This is a genomic window from Nitrosospira sp. Nl5 (assembly GCF_900102495.1).
GTDB lineage: Bacteria > Pseudomonadota > Gammaproteobacteria > Burkholderiales > Nitrosomonadaceae > Nitrosospira.
This window is the reverse complement of record NZ_FMVQ01000004.1, coordinates 120,487-137,563: the sequence shown is the minus strand read 5'-3', so window position 1 is coordinate 137,563 and position 17,077 is coordinate 120,487. Positions and strand designations below refer to the sequence as shown.

Here is a 17,077-nt window from a genome sequence, read left to right as displayed (position 1 = left end):
ATTTCTTTATTCATAATTTTCCTCCTCCGGCAGGGGACGGATTCCCATGATGCGGGAGATGGCAAGGGGATAGGCGACGTTTTCAAATTGCTCCAGCCCCAAAGCCGATCGCACCGCGAGAACCTGCTCGGCGTGCTGCGATTCGATAGCGATCGACTCGATAGCCGCGCCGTTGACCAGCACCCGGTCTCTCTCCACCGGGCAATCCCGGAACGTGAAACGGAAGCGGCGCTTGAACAGCTGGGCGCGATAAAGCGGGACGCTGCCCTGGGTGACATGATTCAGCAATTCTTTTTCAGTCAGCGAGGCCGGAAAAGGCGAAATCCGTTCCAGGGCGGCAACCGGGAACAGTTTGTCGGGCAGGGTCGCGAGGTCGATGGGGAATGCCCATTCCCCTTCCGGTTTCCAGCGTTCCAATCCATTGAAGCGTTCAATCAGGCATTTGATCTCCAGTTTACCCTCGCGAATCTTGACATTGCGGTCGCAGTCTTCATTATTGAGGAGATATATTTCTCTGCTTTCACTGACCGATTCACACGGCGCCTCCTTGCGGATGCGTTGTTCAACCGTATCGAAACCCTGCCCGAAGATCCGGAATTCGAAGCGTGGCAAGGTCTCATTCATCGCAGCTACCCGGGCTGTTCACCGGGAAGGGGAAAGCGGCGAACCGTAATGGTTCGTACCATGCTCCAGGCATGTCTCCAGCCATATCGATTGGACACGTCATCATTTCAGGCTCCTTTATTAAACCCGGATAAAAAATCCAGTCAATCGGTCGTCGCTCTCAGCCGCGAATCGCGGCGCCGCTCTTCCCACCGCCAGAAGGCCCAGCCGCTGGCGATAATGACAGCAACAACCGCCGCCAATATGGCAAATGCCGGCAAATCCGGTTTCTGGATAGTGGCAGCCAGGCGATCCGTAAACAGGGAGATGCCCACCATCCCCGGCGCCATTCCGATGGCAGTGCCGAGGACAAAGTCCCGGAAACGGATTTGCGAGGCGCCCGCGATCATGTTGATCACCGCGAACGGCGCGAACGGGACAATCCGGACGACGATGATGGTGATTAAGCCACGATTAGCCAGGCGCCTGTTCAGCTCGCGGAGCTTCGTGCCGGCAAACCGGCGAACGGCATTGCGCCCCAGCAAATGGCCGAGCGCATAGGTTGACATCGCGCTCAATATGGCGCCGAGCATCGAATAGAAAAAACCGTACCACGGGCCGAACACCAGCACGCAGACAATGATGAGCACTGTCAGGGGAAACGCGACCAGGCCGGCGAGAACGAAAACGCCAAGCGCCAAAAATGGCGCGCCCCGTATCTGTTCGAATTGTGCGCCTAAGCTGACCAATGTCTCGACATTCACCCATTCCCGCAGTGGCGACCAATGCCAGGCGGCAGCCAGCCCCAGGATGGCGGCGAGTATCGACACGATCAGGGCAATATGACGGCGGACCGGTTTGCGTTGTGCCGGAGGAACGAACTCTTTTATCAGCCGATCCGCCTCGATGGGCCGGTCGGGATCGACGATCTGGCTATCCGGCACCAGCGCGTCCATGTCCGGCGTCACGCGAAACTTTAGCGGGGTCAAACTGCGGCCGGCACCGCAAAGTGATTCGATGCCGCGGATCAGGGAGCCTTCGCGCGAAAGGCGCGCCTCGACCTCGGCGGGCGCCATGCCAAGGTGCTCTCCCAGCAGGCGGTTGCGAAAAGCCCGGATGACATCGCTGATGCGAGAGTCGCCGTTTGCCTCGAGCACAAGATCGCATTCGGTATCGAAGCCCATCGAGCGATTATTGAGGTTGGCGGAGCCCACGCGGAGCAGTTCATTGTCGATGATGGTCAATTTGGAGTGCACATTCACGCACACCCCGCCAAGACCGGGCACGCAGGGATAATACAGCCGCAAGCGCCCGTGATGGTCCGCCTCCTGCAGCCGCTTGAATACGCGCTCGCGCAGGACGTCCATGGTGTTCTGCGATAGCCAGCCATCGGTATATTCCGGCAGCAGCGCGACAATTTCCGGCCCGTCGTCCTCGTTCAGCCGCTTTGCCAGCGCGGTTGCCACCTTGTGCGCTGTAAAATATTGCGCTTCGATGTAGATCGTATCCCGCGCGGCGGCAATTGCGTCCACCAGGAGTTGTTCCACCTCACGCACCTCTGCCTGGTTCTCGTATTTCGGAACAGTACGGGCAATAGCGACCGGAGCATTTTCCATATCCGGCGCCAGGTAATCCGGCCAGCAAACCGAGCTGGGGGAACCCCCGGAGCTGGCGGGGATTTCCGGGGCGGATAGCGCGTGGCCGGTTGCACGATGCCAGCGCTCGCGTGAAAGTTCGCCCAATGCAACCGCGACCGGGCCGCTGACCATCATCTGGATATCGTGATAAGGCTGCGGCACCGGCTCCGTTTCCGCCTCACGCCGGCGCGGATCGTCAGGCCGGTGTTCGGGCGTGTCCCAGCGGCCGCGCGTCAGGTCCAGGCCTCCGGCAAACGCGACGCGGTCGTCGGCCACGACAATTTTCTGGTGATGACAAGCTCCGGCCGGATGCTGGTCATCCAGGTGAAAATGCAGGCGGGGGTGGGAATTCCATTCCTGTTTGTAGAGCGGCATCCATTCACGCGATCCGGCAAACACCATGGTGAAATCCCAATCCAGAACATGGATGTGGAGTTGATCGTTGCGTTCAAGCAGGCTATTGAGAAACTCGCCCAGGCGGTCCGGCAAACCGTCGGGCCTGTCTTCCCTGAGCAGTTCCACGCGGCTGTCGATATCCCAGCCAATGATCAACAGGGAGCGTTGCGCCAGTTTTGCCGTTTCCCGGAAGGCACGAAAAAAGTCGGCTCCGTCCACAAGAAAGGCAATGCGGTCGGCATGTTCGATTCGCCAACAATTCTTGCCTGGTTTCAGAATGGGAGGATGCGTCATTTGGATGCCGCGATACGTGCGAAGTCTGTGTGCGAGGTTAGCGCAGCGTTACCCGTTGGATTGCCACATTTGCCAAACACGTTGGCTGCAAGCGTACCTGGCTGAACGGGAGACAAATCGCTGCCGTAGCTAATCCGGGAAGCGGATGCCAGCAGGGCCGGGTTTGTGGAGGTGTCCATTAAACCCTGGGACTCACGCCGGGAAGCGCAATAATGACTGTGGGCGGGCTGATGACCTGCACTGTTGCTTGTGCCGCGGTCAGCGCATCGGTGAGCGCGGTAAATTCCTCCAACCCACTGACGGTTGCAATATCCGCCAGGAGTTCCGGACCGCCCGAAGCATCAATTTCTTCCAGCTGAACCCGGGGCGCCTCGGGATGCAGTGCGCGATATAACGCGTGATTATAATTCGCCGGCAACGTGATTTTTATTTGCTCGGCCTGTTCCAGCAACGCCGGTACTGCTTCAATCGTTTCATGGCCATGCCAGGGCAACTCGATCAATGGTTCTTTTTCCATTATTCACTCCTGATTGTTCAATCTCAGTCCACCGCTTGGCCCGTAGCGAACTTACCGTGAGGTGATGTAAACGGTCTTTTTAGACCTTAGTGCCAGGTTGAAAAAAGGGACGGTCAACGTGCCGGGACTGGCGAAAAAATATGGCTCATACGGTGCGGCCGCTCGTAGCGATAGCGAGACCACGGACCTGCTTAATATGCGCCTTGCAGCCGCGGCCTTCCGTTCGTTTTCGTACATAAAAGGGGCGGAGACCGGGGAAAGGAAATGCCGGGGGAAAACAGGAGGCGCTTTATTAACCTGCGTTTCCCCGTTTGTATCAGAGCGAAAGCAAGCGGATGAATGGATTCGTTCATGGTTCGCTAGCGCACAGAAAAACCGTGGCGTATCGTGCGATGCTCAACATCGCCATGCTGAAAATATTTGATGCAAGTGAAATGCCGCGACGATGGTTATTATCTAAAAGAGTTTAATTATGAAAAGGAAAGCAACCATTGTTTCAGTGGCCGGGAGCGTTCTGCTCATATTGATGCTCGCCGACTGTAAAGGACGCAATATCGGGGAAGAAGTCCGGCCCGTGGACTGGTACGAGTCACATCCCGCCGAACGAGCCGAAAAGCTGGCTGAATGTTTAGCCGACCCCGCCACGCTCGATGGCACCCCAAATTGCGTGAACGCCAGCCGTGCGGAGAATAACGTAAAAGCCAAGACAAAGTGGGGTACGGAGAGCGAAGGTGTAAGGACTACGCCGCCGATTCCACCGATCACCAATTAGGGCAGTGCCGTGGCGGCCAATTTGCGGGAAATCCAACTAAATTTTGGGAATGCGCAGCGTTTTACTGATCATCAAGGTTCCGGACAATACGAACAGCAGGGCCAGGGGATGCAGTTCCCACGGCCCGATCGTCCACACTCCCCAATAAAGATTCTCGCCAACACGTTCCTTCCAGGCAGCCCATGCCAGCACCCCAGTCAGGATAACGCTGGTGGGAATCGGCGTACCTTCGAAGTAGGCAACTTTGCCGGCCCCTTCCGAGAGACTCTCCGCGGTGATATTGAATCTTGCCAGGCGGCTCACTCCGCAGCATACAAAGTAAATCAGCGCCAGCCAGTCCCACTCGCCGCGTAATCCGGCAGCGAAACCGAGGGCCGCGGGGGCGATGCCAAACGAAAGAATGTCCGCCAGAGAATCAAGTTCCCGCCCCAGCGCCGAATGCTCATGCCGCCATCGCGCGATGCGCCCATCAAGCACGTCGAATATGAAAGCTGCCACCATCATGCCAGCCGAACTGAAGAAATGCGTTAGCGATTGGCTGTCAACATAGAGCATTGCGAATAATACGGCCGCCACGCCACAGCCTGCGTTGCCCAGCGTGAAGAAGTCCGCCAGCTGGAACCCGCGAATCATGGAGAAATGCTTGGGAGGATCGGGGGATGGGGGCATTGGCTTCTCGGTTTGTCTCGGTGGAATTGCTACCTAGCTGATGAGCGGAGGACAGCTTTGTCAGTGAATCTCTGAATAAATCTTCCTGTACATTCCCGTGAAACCCGGAAGCATGTTTTCGTTCCCGGTTCCCATGTTTTTTCTCATAAACCAACCTTGGACAACTTAAAATAAGGGATTCGGCTCTACTGATAGTGACTCTGATTTACGTATAAATCCTGTAACAAACCATCAATACAATGAGAGAGACTAATTTCATCACGCCGAGGTCAAACAAATGCGCAAATTTGTTCCTTATGTACGAACCGCGGAAGGGTATATCGAGCGAGTGTCCTATGCGATCTTCAACGCGTCCGATGACTCCCTGGATCCTTATGTGCATGCAGAACCGCTCGTAGGGTGGCCGGAATCCCAAGTGTTCTGGGCAAAAGATGCAGGACCCAGCGTAGGCATCGCACCGCTGATTTCATCGCACGGCAGCTAGCTCTTCACCCCACCGGCTTTTATTTATAGCATCAATTTCTTTTTCTGCTGGAATAACAGTGGAATAGCAGGGGACAGACCACGGTTTCCGCAGTTTCCCCTCGCACCGATGCGCTCAGAAGATCGGAAAAAACCGTGGTCTGTCCCCTACTCTATGTCCCCTATTCTACTATTCTAACCCTGGTTGTCGTGCGATTCCGCAGGGGGCGGCTGGGGTGGTTGAGGCGGTGGCTGGGGCGCAACTTGCTGCCAGCCCTCAGGGCATTCCTGGACTTCCGGGTAGTAGCCCGCCGATGCCCGGCAATAATGCCAATAATTGGCTTGTGATCCGGGAGCGGCTTGTGATCCGGGAGCTGGTTGGGCCGCGTTTTGTTGCTGGATGTATACAGGCGGCCGGGCAGGCTGGGCGGCCAGAGGCGGATATGCGTAATACGGGGACGGATAAAAAGGCGGCATATAGCCGAACGCACCAAACCCGTAGCCCGGCCATCCCCATCCACCGAGATGATGAACGATCAAATGGTCGTGATGGTGGTGTCCGTGCCCATGATGATGCTCTCCGTCATCATCATCATGCCCGTCATCATCGCCCTCTCCTCCGCCATCAAATCCCCCATCATCGGATCCTCCATCATCAGCCCATGTGGGGCCCCCGGGAATCAGCCCCAGAAAAGCGGCCATCAGGCATGTCAGGCAGAATAATTTGATTTTCTTCACGTAAGCTCTCGTTTCTCGTTTGCGCCACGGTTGTGCGACGGAGATTTCGACGGAGGTTTCTGACGGTCTCTGGGTTGTCTGCTTCCTTATTTCCGGGTATTTTCTTACTTAACGCGCAGCACTGTTATTCGATGACAATTGTGAATAATTTGTGAATATTTTTGCAACGCGCTTGCTTGAGAGGAAAATTGATTGGACAGGTTATCGCAGTGAGAAATTCCACTGCGCCTGCGCGGCAGGCGGCCATTGAAAAACGGCGGGAGGAGGGGGTGTTCCAGCAGCCGGACTTGAAGAATCGATGCGAAAAAGACCCTTTTGCAGCTGATTTCCTTTAAGTGCAGCTGATTTCCTTTAAGTCCGATAGGCCGCCAGCACGTTCAGGCGCGTACGCAGGGCTTCAACTTCATCCAGCAGCTGCAGGGCCAGCCCGACGCCTGCAAGGTTGATGCCGAGATCACTTTGCAGGTGCGAGGCAATCCGGACATGGCGCAGGTGCATGCCGGTGAAGCGCCAGGAATGTGGTTCGGGCATTTCCGTCGAAATTTCCGGGGCCCGTTCCGGTGTGGCTTGCGCACCTACCTCCGGCGTGATGACGCCCTCGGCAACCAGTTCGATAATATATTCGGTCTGCACCGCGCAGGCGCTGCTAATCTCATCCAGGGTCAGGATGCTCTGCTCTTCCGGTATGATTCCGCCCGGTTCCAGCGGCATCACATCCGGCATCCCGCCTTGCTTGCCAAGTGATTTTGTCTCGTCTGTCATACTTATACTCCCAGTCCCGCACGTGGTTTGAAAGATTTGAATTGCTCGGCCATGCCGCGGTAAAAATCCTTGGCGACGTCATCGAGCGCGGGTGGCAACACGACTTGCAGTACCACAAAGAAATCTCCCGGTGTTTTGCCGGGAATGCCGCGGCCTTTCAATCGCAGTTTCCGCCCCGTCCCCGAGTCAGCCGGTATCTTTAGGTCGACCATGCCATCGGGGATAGGCGTTTTGACGGTCGCACCCAAAGCAGCTTCCCATGGGGCAATCGGCAGATCGAGGTACACATCGGGGCCATCGACACGATAATGGGGATGAGGGCGGAATTCGATCTCCAGGTACAGGTCTCCCGGCTTGCCCTGCCTGGACCCCGGTGCTCCCTGTCCCGCCAGGCGGATATGCTGCCTGGCGCGAATACCCCGGGGGATGATGACATTAAGCTTATGCTCGCGCGTCGATACATGCCCCTGAGCATCGACCTCGGGCACTTTCAGCATAATGGAGCGAGTCGCACCCGTGTAGGAATCGTCCAGGTCGATCAGGAGCTTGGCATGATGATCTTCGCCCGCGCGATGAAAAGATGCTCCACCGCCCGAGCCGCCGCGTTTGCCGCCCCCACCGCCGTAGCCCTGGCGAAAAGCATGGCCAAACAGCGATTCGAAAAAATCGCTGTACTGCTCTCCATTGCCGCCCGCGCCGCCCATGTCTCCCGGAAATCCCCGCCCCGAAAATTCGAAGCCAGCATTCCAATCCGGCGGCGGACGAAACTCCTGGTTTGCCTTCCAGTTGGTGCCAAGCTGATCGTAGGCTGCGCGTTTTTCCGGATCCTTGAGAACTTCATATGCTTCGCCCAACTCTTTGAAGCGGATTTCGGCGTTTGGTTCTTTGCTTACATCGGGATGGTATTTGCGCGCCAGCTTTCTGTATGCGCGCTTGATTTCGTCCTGGGATGCGTTGCGCGCAACCCCCATGATTTTGTAATAATCCTTGAATTCCATCTATATTCCCAATTAAGCAGCGCCCAACGCCGGTCCGGCTGCCGGTTTCCAGTGCTCAGGCTGCGCGACTTGCTGACTTACCTGCCTCCGCGCAGCCCGGCCGTCGCCACGCTCATGACCTGCCGTGCGATAGGTCGCCCGACGGAAAGGGGCCGGGCATTCCGCTGTTTTTCCAGCTGCGGGCGCGCCACGCAAGCATCAGCAGGAGCACACCGGAAACGACCGCGTAACCGCTGATCAGCCACACCAGGGCCAACGCCCCCGCGCCCGGGAAGAAAAATATCGCCAATCCGAACATGACGGAAACAATGCCATTGAGAATCAGGTATTGCTCTCCGCGAATCACCCTGCGCAGGCGGATAGCCATGGCAATATCGAGAATGCCGGTTCCGAATGCGGTTGCGCCGATAACAAGCACCAGCATCACGGCGGTCAGCGCGGGACCCATGATAGCCATCACGCCAGCCGCGAGCCCCACCACCCCCAGCAGGAGAAGCAGCCACCAGTCACTGTTGCCCGTACGATTCTGCAGCGCGCTGACGATGGATATCGTGCCTCCTATCAGCGCATACGCAGCGAACATGACAATGAGCCACATGAGTGTGATACCGGGCCACAGCGCGGCCAGAACGCCGAATACCAGCGATACTGCTCCGCGCCACGCCAGTGCCTTCCAGGATTTCAAAAATAATTCGTTCATGATGTCACCTCATTTTCGAATATGCATGCGAATGATGGTAAGAAAACAGGGGGTCGCGCGCGGTGCGGTAACGAACATAATTTGATTTTTAGCGACGCATTCTTATGTGCGGTGGTGCACAGCCACCAAGCTGGCGGCACGCTACTATCTCAGTTCTTAATTTTCGACAAGGCGCCGGGCGTATCGTCATACCGCGCGTTGCGCGCACGGATTCTGCCCGAGAAAAGCGCATCATGCGCCATTCATGCCAGAGCCCTGATCCGCCGTTAATCTCGCACGGGAAGCGGGTCGCGGCGACTCGTACTTTGTGCCGCCGCTTATGCGAATGTCCCATATTTTTCTCCGCTCCGTGCTCTTTCAAGTGATTAAATCTGTCAGGACGGTGCTGCTATTGGCGGTGTCATTGGCCGGCACTGTGCTACAAGCGGCATTTGCCGCTGAGCCCGCAAGCAGATTCGCATCCGAGGTGAATGCCGCCTCCGCTGCTACCGTGGTCGCTGCACCACCTACGCCCGCTGCACCACCTACGCCCGCTGCACCACCCGCATCCGCCGCACCACCCGCGTCCGCCGCACCACCTGCGTCCGCCCCACCGCCAGCGCCCACCGCCGCACCACCTGCGTCCGGCATACCACCCGCGTCTGCCGCACCACCTGAATCCGCCGCATCACCTGCACCCGCTGAGCCGAAAGTGGAAGAGACGGCACCTGCCGAGGCGCCGATCGAATTGATAGAAGGCGGACTGGTTGCCCAGCTATTCGACTTGATCGGAAAGCAGCTGGACGAGGCGGTCGTGGATCAGTTCAGGCTAGCCTTGCGTATGCTACGTGAGGTCGGAACGGTAGTTCCATGGTGGCAGTATAACTTGAGTATGCCGGAATGGCGGGGTGTGCTACTCAATGCCTTGCTGGAGGTTGCGGTCATCCTTGCGGGTGCGCTATTCGCGGAGTGGCTGCTGCGGCGCGTGCTTGCGCGGCCTCGCAGGCTGATCGAGCAAAGAGCGGCGGCTCGTCAGGCCGCGATTGACCGGAATAAGGAAGAAGCGGCCCGCAAGGCGGCGCTGGCAGCGCAGGCAGCGAATCTTCCCGCCGAGCCCAACGCGGCCGTGGATCACCACTGGAGCCTGCTGCGCCGTCTTCCGCCTGCGCTGATGCACTGGCTTCTCGAAGTGATTCCGCTAGCCGCTTTTTTGGGGGTGGCCACAGTGCTGCTGGATACATTCGGCGGGCAAGCGACAATATTCTACAACGCGACTATGCCTATCATCGAGGCTTACACAATCACGCGCATCGTGCTGAGTGTTGTTCATCTCTTGGCATCTCCACTCGGGCAGGGTCTGCGGCTGATGCACATCAGCGACGCCGCAGCGAGTTATCTGAATCGCTGGATACGGCGGATAGTCGTCCTGGCGATGTTCGGAACCGCTCTCGCCGATATCTCGTTGCAGATGGGAGGACGCCTTAACACTTATCAGGCGCTTTCCAAACTGGTGGGGATGGCGGTTCATATCATGTTGCTGATTATGGTTTTCCGCAGCCGCAAGGCGACCGCGGCGGCGATACGCGGGAAGGTGGAGAATCGCGCGGGGCTGTTCGGGGTGCGCGGGATGATTGCCGATATCTGGCCCTTTATCGCAACTGTCGGGATACTTGCGATGTGGCTGCTGTGGTCGATGGAGGAGGGGAGCAGTTTTCAGCGAATGCCCTACGTCTTTGCTTGGTCGGCGGTTGCCATTGTCGGTGTCAGCCTGGTGTCTATTCTCGTTCTGGGTGCGATCGACCGTGCATTCATTGCCGATCGCGAAAACGCCCTCGAGCAGGCGGGCCAGCCGAGGCCCTTACCTCCGAAGGGGGGCGCTAAAAGCGTCTATCACATTCTGGCGCACCACGCGGCCTCTTTCCTGATTGGCATCGTCGCCTTTATCGTATTGCTGCAGGTCAGGGGCGTGGATGCGCTCTCGTGGTTCGAAAGCGGGTCGGTGGGCCGCCGCCTGGCCTCGGCGCTCGCCACGATTGCGGTCACGTGCGCATTGGCGGTCGTCGCATGGGAAGTTCTCAACGCGGCAATACGCCGCCGTTTGAACCGGTGGACCGAGGGCGGTTATGCTTCCCGCGCCGCGCGGCTGAGCACCTTGATACCTCTGTTGCGCGCCACGCTGCTTTTCGTCATCGCTGTAATCGTTTTATTGGCCGCGCTGCATCAGCTGGGCATTAGCATCACACCCCTGCTGGCGGGGGCAGGCATTATCGGCATCGCGCTCGGCTTTGGTTCTCAAAAACTGGTGCAGGATCTCATCACCGGCCTTTTCCTGTTGATGGAAAACGCTATCCAGGTAGGAGATTTCATTACGGTTGCGAATCTCTCTGGCTCGGTCGAACATCTGTCGATTCGTACCGTCTGGCTGCGCGCTCCGGATGGCGCATTGCATATCGTGCCCTTCAGCTCCGTCTCCACCGTCACCAATGTCAACCGCGGCATCGGGAATGCTTCCATCAAGGTCAGTGTCAGGGCCGATTCGGACGTTGATAAGGTATTCGCCGCTATTCGGAGCGTGGGCCAGGATATGCGGGACGATTCGCAACTGGCCGATCTGATTCTGGACGATCCGGACATCTGGGGAGTGGATCAAGTCGATGGCTCGATGATTACCATCCTTGGGCAAATCCGTACGCTGGATACGGGCCGGTGGCCGGTGCAGCGTGGTTTCAACCGGCGAATTCTGCAGCGCTTCCGCGAATGGGGCATTCAGTTCGTTAATCCGCAGGAAACCAAGCTGGTGCCACAAGAGCCCTTCCCGACAATGCCGCCACCGCCGGCTTCTTCATAAAGGATGAGGCGCGGCGCTCCGCAACGGGCCTTATGTGCGGTGGTGCACAGCCACGGAGCCGGGGGCGCGCTACCATTTTTTGGACTTGTATAGTGGAATGGACAGATGACCCGGAACAGAAAACGCACAGCCAGGCGTAAACCGGCGGAGACAGGGCCGGACGCAACCGAAAAGCAGCCCGAAAACGAAACCTTGCCCACGGAAAGGGTGGAGCTGGTCAACCCGGAGCCAGGGCAGGAGGCGCAAGGCGAGACGGATGAACAACCGTTGCTGCCGCATGAGCGGGATGAAACGACCCGGAGCCAGGGCACCAGCCGGGACAATGAGGATGAACGTTCGCGCGCCGTGGTAGGGCAAGCGGCGGAAGATACCGAACACGGTCTCAAGGATACGGACCGGCGCGGAATACCGTCGGATATTGTCGCTTCGGATGCTCCCGCGCCGAATGTACCCAAGAAAGCACGCGAGAAAAAACGATAACTGGCGCGACCCGGTATCGGGCAATCGGTGGTTCGGATTTTGCGGGATTGAGCCGATTTTTGCGGTCACACGCGGTCCGTCAGCAGACCCGGATAGCTGTTTAAGATAAATGCACTTCGATGCACGGCGGCGCACCTGGGAGGTGGATCGGAAGCCACAAACCTGTTTCACACGCCGTTCACTCACACTCAGATAGTGAAAAGAACACCTTAGCTTCAGTTTAACCCAATACGAGGAATTACCATGCCGACAGATAAAGAAAATGGCGATGACAATCGCTCAACCATTGGCGGTCCCGCCCACCAGGAGGGAACGCCAGCCAATGAATTTACCGCCAAGCTCGCCGCAACCCAGGAGCTTGCCGCGGGGATGCCCTATAACGCCAATAAGGCGGCTGAGCACGGGGAGGTTTCTGCCTGTCCGGAAAAAGGTCAGACGGTGGAGCCGCCTGATCCCTTCGTCCTGGGCAGCACGCTAACCGAGACCATCGCTTCCGAAAAGGCCGGTGCCGGTGAGCCTCAGCCTGGTTTTAATCCAGGCAACGAGTCGCTCGACAGGGTGAGGGCGGATTCGAGCGACCGGGTGCTCACGACTAATCAGGGAGTCCCTGTCGGCGATAATCAGAATTCGCTAAAAGTGGGACTTCGCGGTCCGGCCTTGCTGGAAGACTTTATCCTGCGCGAAAAGATCACGCATTTCGATCATGAGCGCATCCCCGAGCGTGTCGTGCACGCGCGGGGGTCGGCCGCGCATGGCTACTTCGAATGTTACGCGTCAATGGCAAAATATACACGGGCGTCCCTGTTCGCCGAAGCCGGGAAGCGGACGCCGGTTTTCGTGCGATTCTCCACTGTATTTGGCGAGCGCGGTTCGGCCGACACAGCGCGCGATGCACGTGGCTTCGCCGTTAAATTCTATACGGACGAAGGCAATTGGGATCTTGTGGGAAATAACATTCCCGTTTTCTTTATTCAGGATGCGATGAAATTCCCCGACCTTGTGCATGCCGCCAAGCCCGAGCCGCATTTCGCCATTCCGCAGGCTTCAACCGCCCACGATACCTTTTGGGATTTTGTCTCCCTGATGCCGGAATCAACCCATATGCTGATGTGGGTGTTTTCGGACCGCGGTATTCCACGTAGTTTTCGCATGATGCAGGGTTTCGGTGTGAACACTTTCAGGCTGGTGACAGCCGATGGCGACTCGCAATTTGTCAAATTCCACTGGCGGCCGTTTGCCGGAACCCATTCGCTGGACTGGGACGAGGCGGTGAAAATTGCCGGAGCCGATCCCGACTTCCATCGCCGCGACTTGTGGGAAGCGATCGAATGCGGCGCTTACCCGGAGTACGAACTGGGCATGCAGATCTTTACCGAAGCCCAGGCCGAAGCATTCAGCTTCGACATACTGGATGCCACGAAAATCGTGCCGGAAGAACTGGTGCCTGTCATCCCCGTGGGCAAAATGGTCCTCGATCGCAACCCCGACAATTTCTTTGCCGAAACGGAGCAGGTTGCTTTCTGTGCCGCGCATATTGTTCCGGGACTGGATTTCAGCAATGACCCGCTGTTGGCCGGCCGCATCCATTCATATGTGGATACCCAGATATCAAGGCTTGGCGGGCCCAACTTCCACGAGATTCCCATCAATTCGCCGGTGGCGCAAACGCACAACAACCAGCGTGACGGCATGCATCGCCAGGCAATCAATCGCGGTCGTGTTGCCTATGAGCCAAACTCCCTGGCGGGAGGTTGCCCATTCCAGGGCGGCACGGCTGGCTTTACCTCGTTTCCGCAGCCCGTAACCGGGGATAAGGTGCGGGGGAAACCGGAGCGTTTTGCGGACCATTACACGCAGGCTACCCTGTTCTGGAACAGCCAGACACCGACCGAGAAAGCGCATATCATCCGCGCCTTCCGTTTTGAACTGACGCGAGTGCAGACGCCCGCGATACGTGAACGGGTGGTGTCGATGCTGGTAAACGTGGCGGAGGATCTCGCACAAGGCGTCGCGCTGGGCCTTGGGATGAGAGCCGTGCCGCCCGCTCAACCGAAAGCGCTCCAACAACCGGTTGTGCCGGAGGTGGCTGCATCTCCGGCGCTTTCCCTTTTTGCCCGTCCTGGCGATGGCAGCATCCGCATGCGGCGCATTGCCATCCTGGTCGCCGATGGCATAAGTGGAGCGGCTTTAAAGGCTCTGCAGGCAGGCTTGGCCGGGGAGGGAGCCGTGCCGCGTCTTGTAGGTGTCCGGCTGGGGACGGTGGAAAGCACGGACGGCGATCAAATCGAGGTCGACGTTACCTTTGAAGCCATGCCCGCCGTGCTTTTTGACGCGCTGGTGGTTCCCGGCGGGCATGCCGATGTGGCGGATCTCGCCACCCTGGGACACGCGACAGAATTCATCAGGGAGCAATATCGCCATTGCAAACCCATCCTGGTGCTCGGGGCCGGCAAGGAGGTGGTCGAGAAAGCGGGCGTGAAGCTGACATTGCCGTCCGGCCAGCCTGATCCGGGAGTGCTTTATTTTGAGGATGAGGATGTTGACACTATTCTGCCCCAATTTGTCGAGGCCATTGCCGCGCACCGCCATTTCGAGAGGGAAATAGACCCGCCACGTGTTTAACGAAAAACGTTTTGTCTAATATGGATGAAGGACGCAATCATGGAAAAACCCCGGGGCGTTATTAAACGCGCGTTGACTTCGGGAACCGTAAGCGGCATCGCAACCGCAATCGCCGCGGCATTGGCGGGAAAACGTGAAGACGGGTCATACGCCGCGCCGCTGAACGCAACCAGCCATGTTCTATGGGGGGATAAGGCGGCGCATCAGGACGATGCATCGCTTAAATATACGTTAACCGGCCTTTTGTTGAACCATGCCGCGGCAATTTTCTGGGCGCTGTTTTACGAAAAATGGTTTGGCCGGCGCGGCACGGGAAGCGTCGCTGGTACCGCCGGTGCTGACGAAGCGAGATCATTGGCAAAGCCCATTCTCGGCGCAGCCGCGGTCACGGCGGGAGCTTACGTTACCGATTATTATCTCATCCCCGAACGGTTCACGCCCGGCTTCGAAAAACGTCTTTCGGGAAAATCATTAGCCACAATCTTTGGTATCCTGGCTGTGGGGCTGGTCGCATGCGATCTGATCGATGCGGCGAAGAGCAGGCGCAGATGATGTTGTAAAAATTTTATATGCCTATGAACCATTCTCAGTTTAGTGCTTATGTAGATACTCTGTTTGCTGTCAACGATATTTTTGATTTTTTTCTTTATGCGGGCACATTACCCTATACCTACTTCCCCTTTACCCAATCATTCCCGCGAAAGCGGGAATCCATGGGTTTTCGGTTGCTCGAATTCACTCACTGCGGGATAACGGCCTGTTGCGGTCAGTGTCTGGATTCCCGCTTTCGCGGGAATGACGAAGCGGTTGGATGAAGCGTAGGTACATAGGTAGATGGGTAAAACGTACGTAACCCATTAAACCCTGAAAGCCGTATAGAGGCATAAAGTTTTTATGAAAAAGGCGCTCCTGCTAGCCATTGCCTTGATAATTCCCGCGTTTGGGGTCATGGCGCATGCGCCCGCCCACCCCCCCGGCGGCACTGCGAGTCCGCAGGAGGTTAAGTTAGGCAAGGTCAATTTCCCGACCTCGGCTGAATCCGAAAAGGCGCAGGTGCTCTTTCTGCGCGGTGTTGCCGCGCTTCATTCCTTCTCGTACGAACTGGCGCTCGATGCGTTTCGGCAGGCCATGGAAACCGAACCCGATTTCGTGATGGCGCACTGGGGCGAGGCGATGGCATACAACCAGACCTTGTGGGGACAGCAGGACACCGAGGCCGCACGGAAGGTGCTGGCAAGCATCAAGGACACTCCAAGGCTGACCTCGAAGGAACGCGCTTATCTGCACGCGGTGAAAATATTATATGGCGAAGGGGATAAAACCGCGCGCGACAAAGCCTACGCCGAGGCGATGGAAAAGGTCTACCGGGAATATCCGGATGACCTGGAGGCCGCATCCTTTTTTGTACTGGCCTTGCTCGGCAGCGTCCGGTCGGAAGACCCCGCCGGTATACGGAACCGGGTAAAGGCGGGGGCAATCGCGCTGGAAGTTGCCCGCAAACAGCCCGATCACCCCGGCGCCACGCATTACATCCTGCATACGTTTGATGATCCTGTGCACGCCATCCTGGCGCTCCCGGCAGCGCAACGCTATGCCGACATTGCGCCGGACGCACCCCATGCCGGGCACATGCCCTCTCACGTTTTCCTGCAACTCGGGATGTGGCCGGAAGCCGCCGCGACACTGGAAGCGTCGTGGGCGCGGCAGAAAGATTCTCCGGTCAGCGAGCGCGACTATCACAGCCTGTACTGGCTGCATTATGTCTATCTCCAACAGGGCCGCTACGGCAAGGCCGAAGAATTGCTTGCCCTGATGCAGAAAGGCCTGGCCGACAGTCCCGAAGAGGCAAGGGCTTTCCGGGGCTATGCGACCTTCATTTATTCCGCCATGGCCGCGGCTTTCATTGTCGAAACCAGGCGTTGGGACTGGGCAGCAAAGCTGATTGATTCGCTTCAGCGAAACACCGCGCACTTCATCGATGCTGTCGAGCGCAACCCCGGCCCTTACCAGGGGTTGGCCAAGTACGTTCAATCGTTATGGATATTCACGCGTGGCATGGCGGCGGCACACAAGAATTTGCCGGATGCGCAAAAGAGTATCGACGCATTACAGGCGATGGCGCAAGGCACCGGTCCAGGGACAGGGGATCTGCCCGGTATCGGCCTGCCTCTGTCGAAGATACTGGAGATTCAAAGGCTGGAGGTCGGCGCGGTGGCAAGCGCGTCAAAAGGCAAACTGGACGAAGCGATCAGGAGTATGAAGAAAGCAACAGCCGCGGAGGAACCGTTGCCGCCTCTGCCGGGGCCGCCTCCACTGATCAAGCCGTCGCATGAATTGTTCGGTGAAATCCTTTTGCAGGCCGGCCGCCCCGCGGAAGCTGAAAAGCAATTCGAGACAGCGCTTCTGAGGCACACAAACCGGGCGAGTTCATTGCTGGGCGCGGCGCGTGCCGCTGCCCGGCAAGGAAACCGCGAGAGCGCAATCACTGCCTACTCGCTGTTTCTGCGCCAGTGGCGGCTGAGCGACGCAGGGCTGCCGGAACTGCAAGAGGCCCGGGATTACTTGAAGCAGGCCAACGCATATTAAGAATGGACGTATAC

16 protein-coding genes are annotated in these 17,077 nt (G+C 57.8%); 7 read left to right on the top strand and 9 right to left on the bottom strand.

Translation table 11 applies throughout. The features are described from left to right. Positions 1–6: 6 nt before the first annotated feature. From BLP45_RS05870 to BLP45_RS05855, 3 genes are all read right to left on the bottom strand, one after another. Positions 7–624 (bottom strand): hypothetical protein, encoded by a 618-nt coding sequence (locus tag BLP45_RS05870; protein WP_090370724.1) that lies wholly within the window; start codon positions 622–624, stop codon positions 7–9. 143 nt (positions 625–767) lie between these two features. Further along, positions 768–2,930 carry a VTT domain-containing protein gene (locus BLP45_RS05865; RefSeq protein ID WP_090370722.1) on the bottom strand — a complete coding sequence of 721 codons (2,163 nt, stop codon included), beginning with the start codon at positions 2,928–2,930 and terminating at the stop codon, positions 768–770. A gap of 178 nt (positions 2,931–3,108) precedes the next feature. Next, complete coding sequence (locus tag BLP45_RS05855) at positions 3,109–3,447, bottom strand: hypothetical protein (protein ID WP_090370719.1); 339 nt, start codon at positions 3,445–3,447, stop codon at positions 3,109–3,111. Between the two features lie 472 nt (positions 3,448–3,919). On the opposite strand from BLP45_RS05855, the gene BLP45_RS05850 reads away from it, so the two are divergent. Continuing rightward, on the top strand, positions 3,920–4,219 hold the full coding sequence (locus BLP45_RS05850) for an EexN family lipoprotein (protein ID WP_090370718.1): 300 nt from the start codon (positions 3,920–3,922) through the stop codon (positions 4,217–4,219). Positions 4,220–4,255: 36 nt separating this feature from the next. Here BLP45_RS05850 and BLP45_RS05845 read toward each other — a convergent pair whose 3' ends face one another. After that, complete coding sequence (locus BLP45_RS05845; protein ID WP_090370716.1) at positions 4,256–4,888, bottom strand: CDP-alcohol phosphatidyltransferase family protein; 633 nt, start codon at positions 4,886–4,888, stop codon at positions 4,256–4,258. Positions 4,889–5,165: 277 nt separating this feature from the next. Here BLP45_RS05845 and BLP45_RS05840 point away from each other — a divergent pair, with 277 nt between their 5' ends. After that, the gene (locus BLP45_RS05840; RefSeq protein ID WP_090370714.1) at positions 5,166–5,372 is read left to right on the top strand and encodes a hypothetical protein; all 207 of its coding nucleotides are present in this window, start codon (positions 5,166–5,168) and stop codon (positions 5,370–5,372) included. Between the two features lie 173 nt (positions 5,373–5,545). Here the strand turns inward: BLP45_RS05840 and BLP45_RS05835 are convergent, their stop codons facing one another. From BLP45_RS05835 to BLP45_RS05810, 5 genes are all read right to left on the bottom strand, one after another. Continuing rightward, positions 5,546–6,088, bottom strand: coding sequence for a hypothetical protein (locus tag BLP45_RS05835; protein ID WP_256327713.1), 543 nt, complete (start codon positions 6,086–6,088; stop codon positions 5,546–5,548). Between the two features lie 351 nt (positions 6,089–6,439). Next, positions 6,440–6,850, bottom strand: a complete 411-nt coding sequence (locus tag BLP45_RS05830; RefSeq protein ID WP_256327712.1) for a chaperone modulator CbpM — start codon at positions 6,848–6,850, stop codon at positions 6,440–6,442. 2 nt (positions 6,851–6,852) lie between these two features. Beyond that, a complete protein-coding gene (locus tag BLP45_RS05825; RefSeq protein WP_090370712.1) occupies positions 6,853–7,848 on the bottom strand; it encodes a DnaJ C-terminal domain-containing protein in 996 nt (331 codons plus the stop codon). A 112-nt stretch (positions 7,849–7,960) separates the two neighbouring features. Beyond that, a complete protein-coding gene (locus BLP45_RS05820) occupies positions 7,961–8,548 on the bottom strand; it encodes an HdeD family acid-resistance protein (RefSeq protein WP_090370709.1) in 588 nt (195 codons plus the stop codon). Between the two features lie 357 nt (positions 8,549–8,905). Further along, complete coding sequence (locus BLP45_RS05810) at positions 8,906–9,178, bottom strand: hypothetical protein (RefSeq protein WP_090370704.1); 273 nt, start codon at positions 9,176–9,178, stop codon at positions 8,906–8,908. A 61-nt stretch (positions 9,179–9,239) separates the two neighbouring features. Between BLP45_RS05810 and BLP45_RS05805 the strand changes: the two genes are divergently transcribed. From BLP45_RS05805 to BLP45_RS05780, 5 genes are all read left to right on the top strand, one after another. After that, on the top strand, positions 9,240–11,375 hold the full coding sequence (locus BLP45_RS05805) for a mechanosensitive ion channel domain-containing protein (protein ID WP_090370702.1): 2,136 nt from the start codon (positions 9,240–9,242) through the stop codon (positions 11,373–11,375). 105 nt (positions 11,376–11,480) lie between these two features. After that, positions 11,481–11,855, top strand: coding sequence for a hypothetical protein (locus tag BLP45_RS14570; RefSeq protein WP_176754673.1), 375 nt, complete (start codon positions 11,481–11,483; stop codon positions 11,853–11,855). A 243-nt stretch (positions 11,856–12,098) separates the two neighbouring features. Then, positions 12,099–14,477 carry a catalase gene (locus BLP45_RS05795; protein ID WP_090370700.1) on the top strand — a complete coding sequence of 793 codons (2,379 nt, stop codon included), beginning with the start codon at positions 12,099–12,101 and terminating at the stop codon, positions 14,475–14,477. Positions 14,478–14,516: 39 nt separating this feature from the next. Further along, a complete protein-coding gene (locus BLP45_RS05790) occupies positions 14,517–15,029 on the top strand; it encodes a hypothetical protein (protein ID WP_090370948.1) in 513 nt (170 codons plus the stop codon). Between the two features lie 342 nt (positions 15,030–15,371). Then, positions 15,372–17,063, top strand: coding sequence for a tetratricopeptide repeat protein (locus tag BLP45_RS05780; RefSeq protein WP_090370696.1), 1,692 nt, complete (start codon positions 15,372–15,374; stop codon positions 17,061–17,063). The last annotated feature ends 14 nt before the right edge of the window (positions 17,064–17,077 follow it).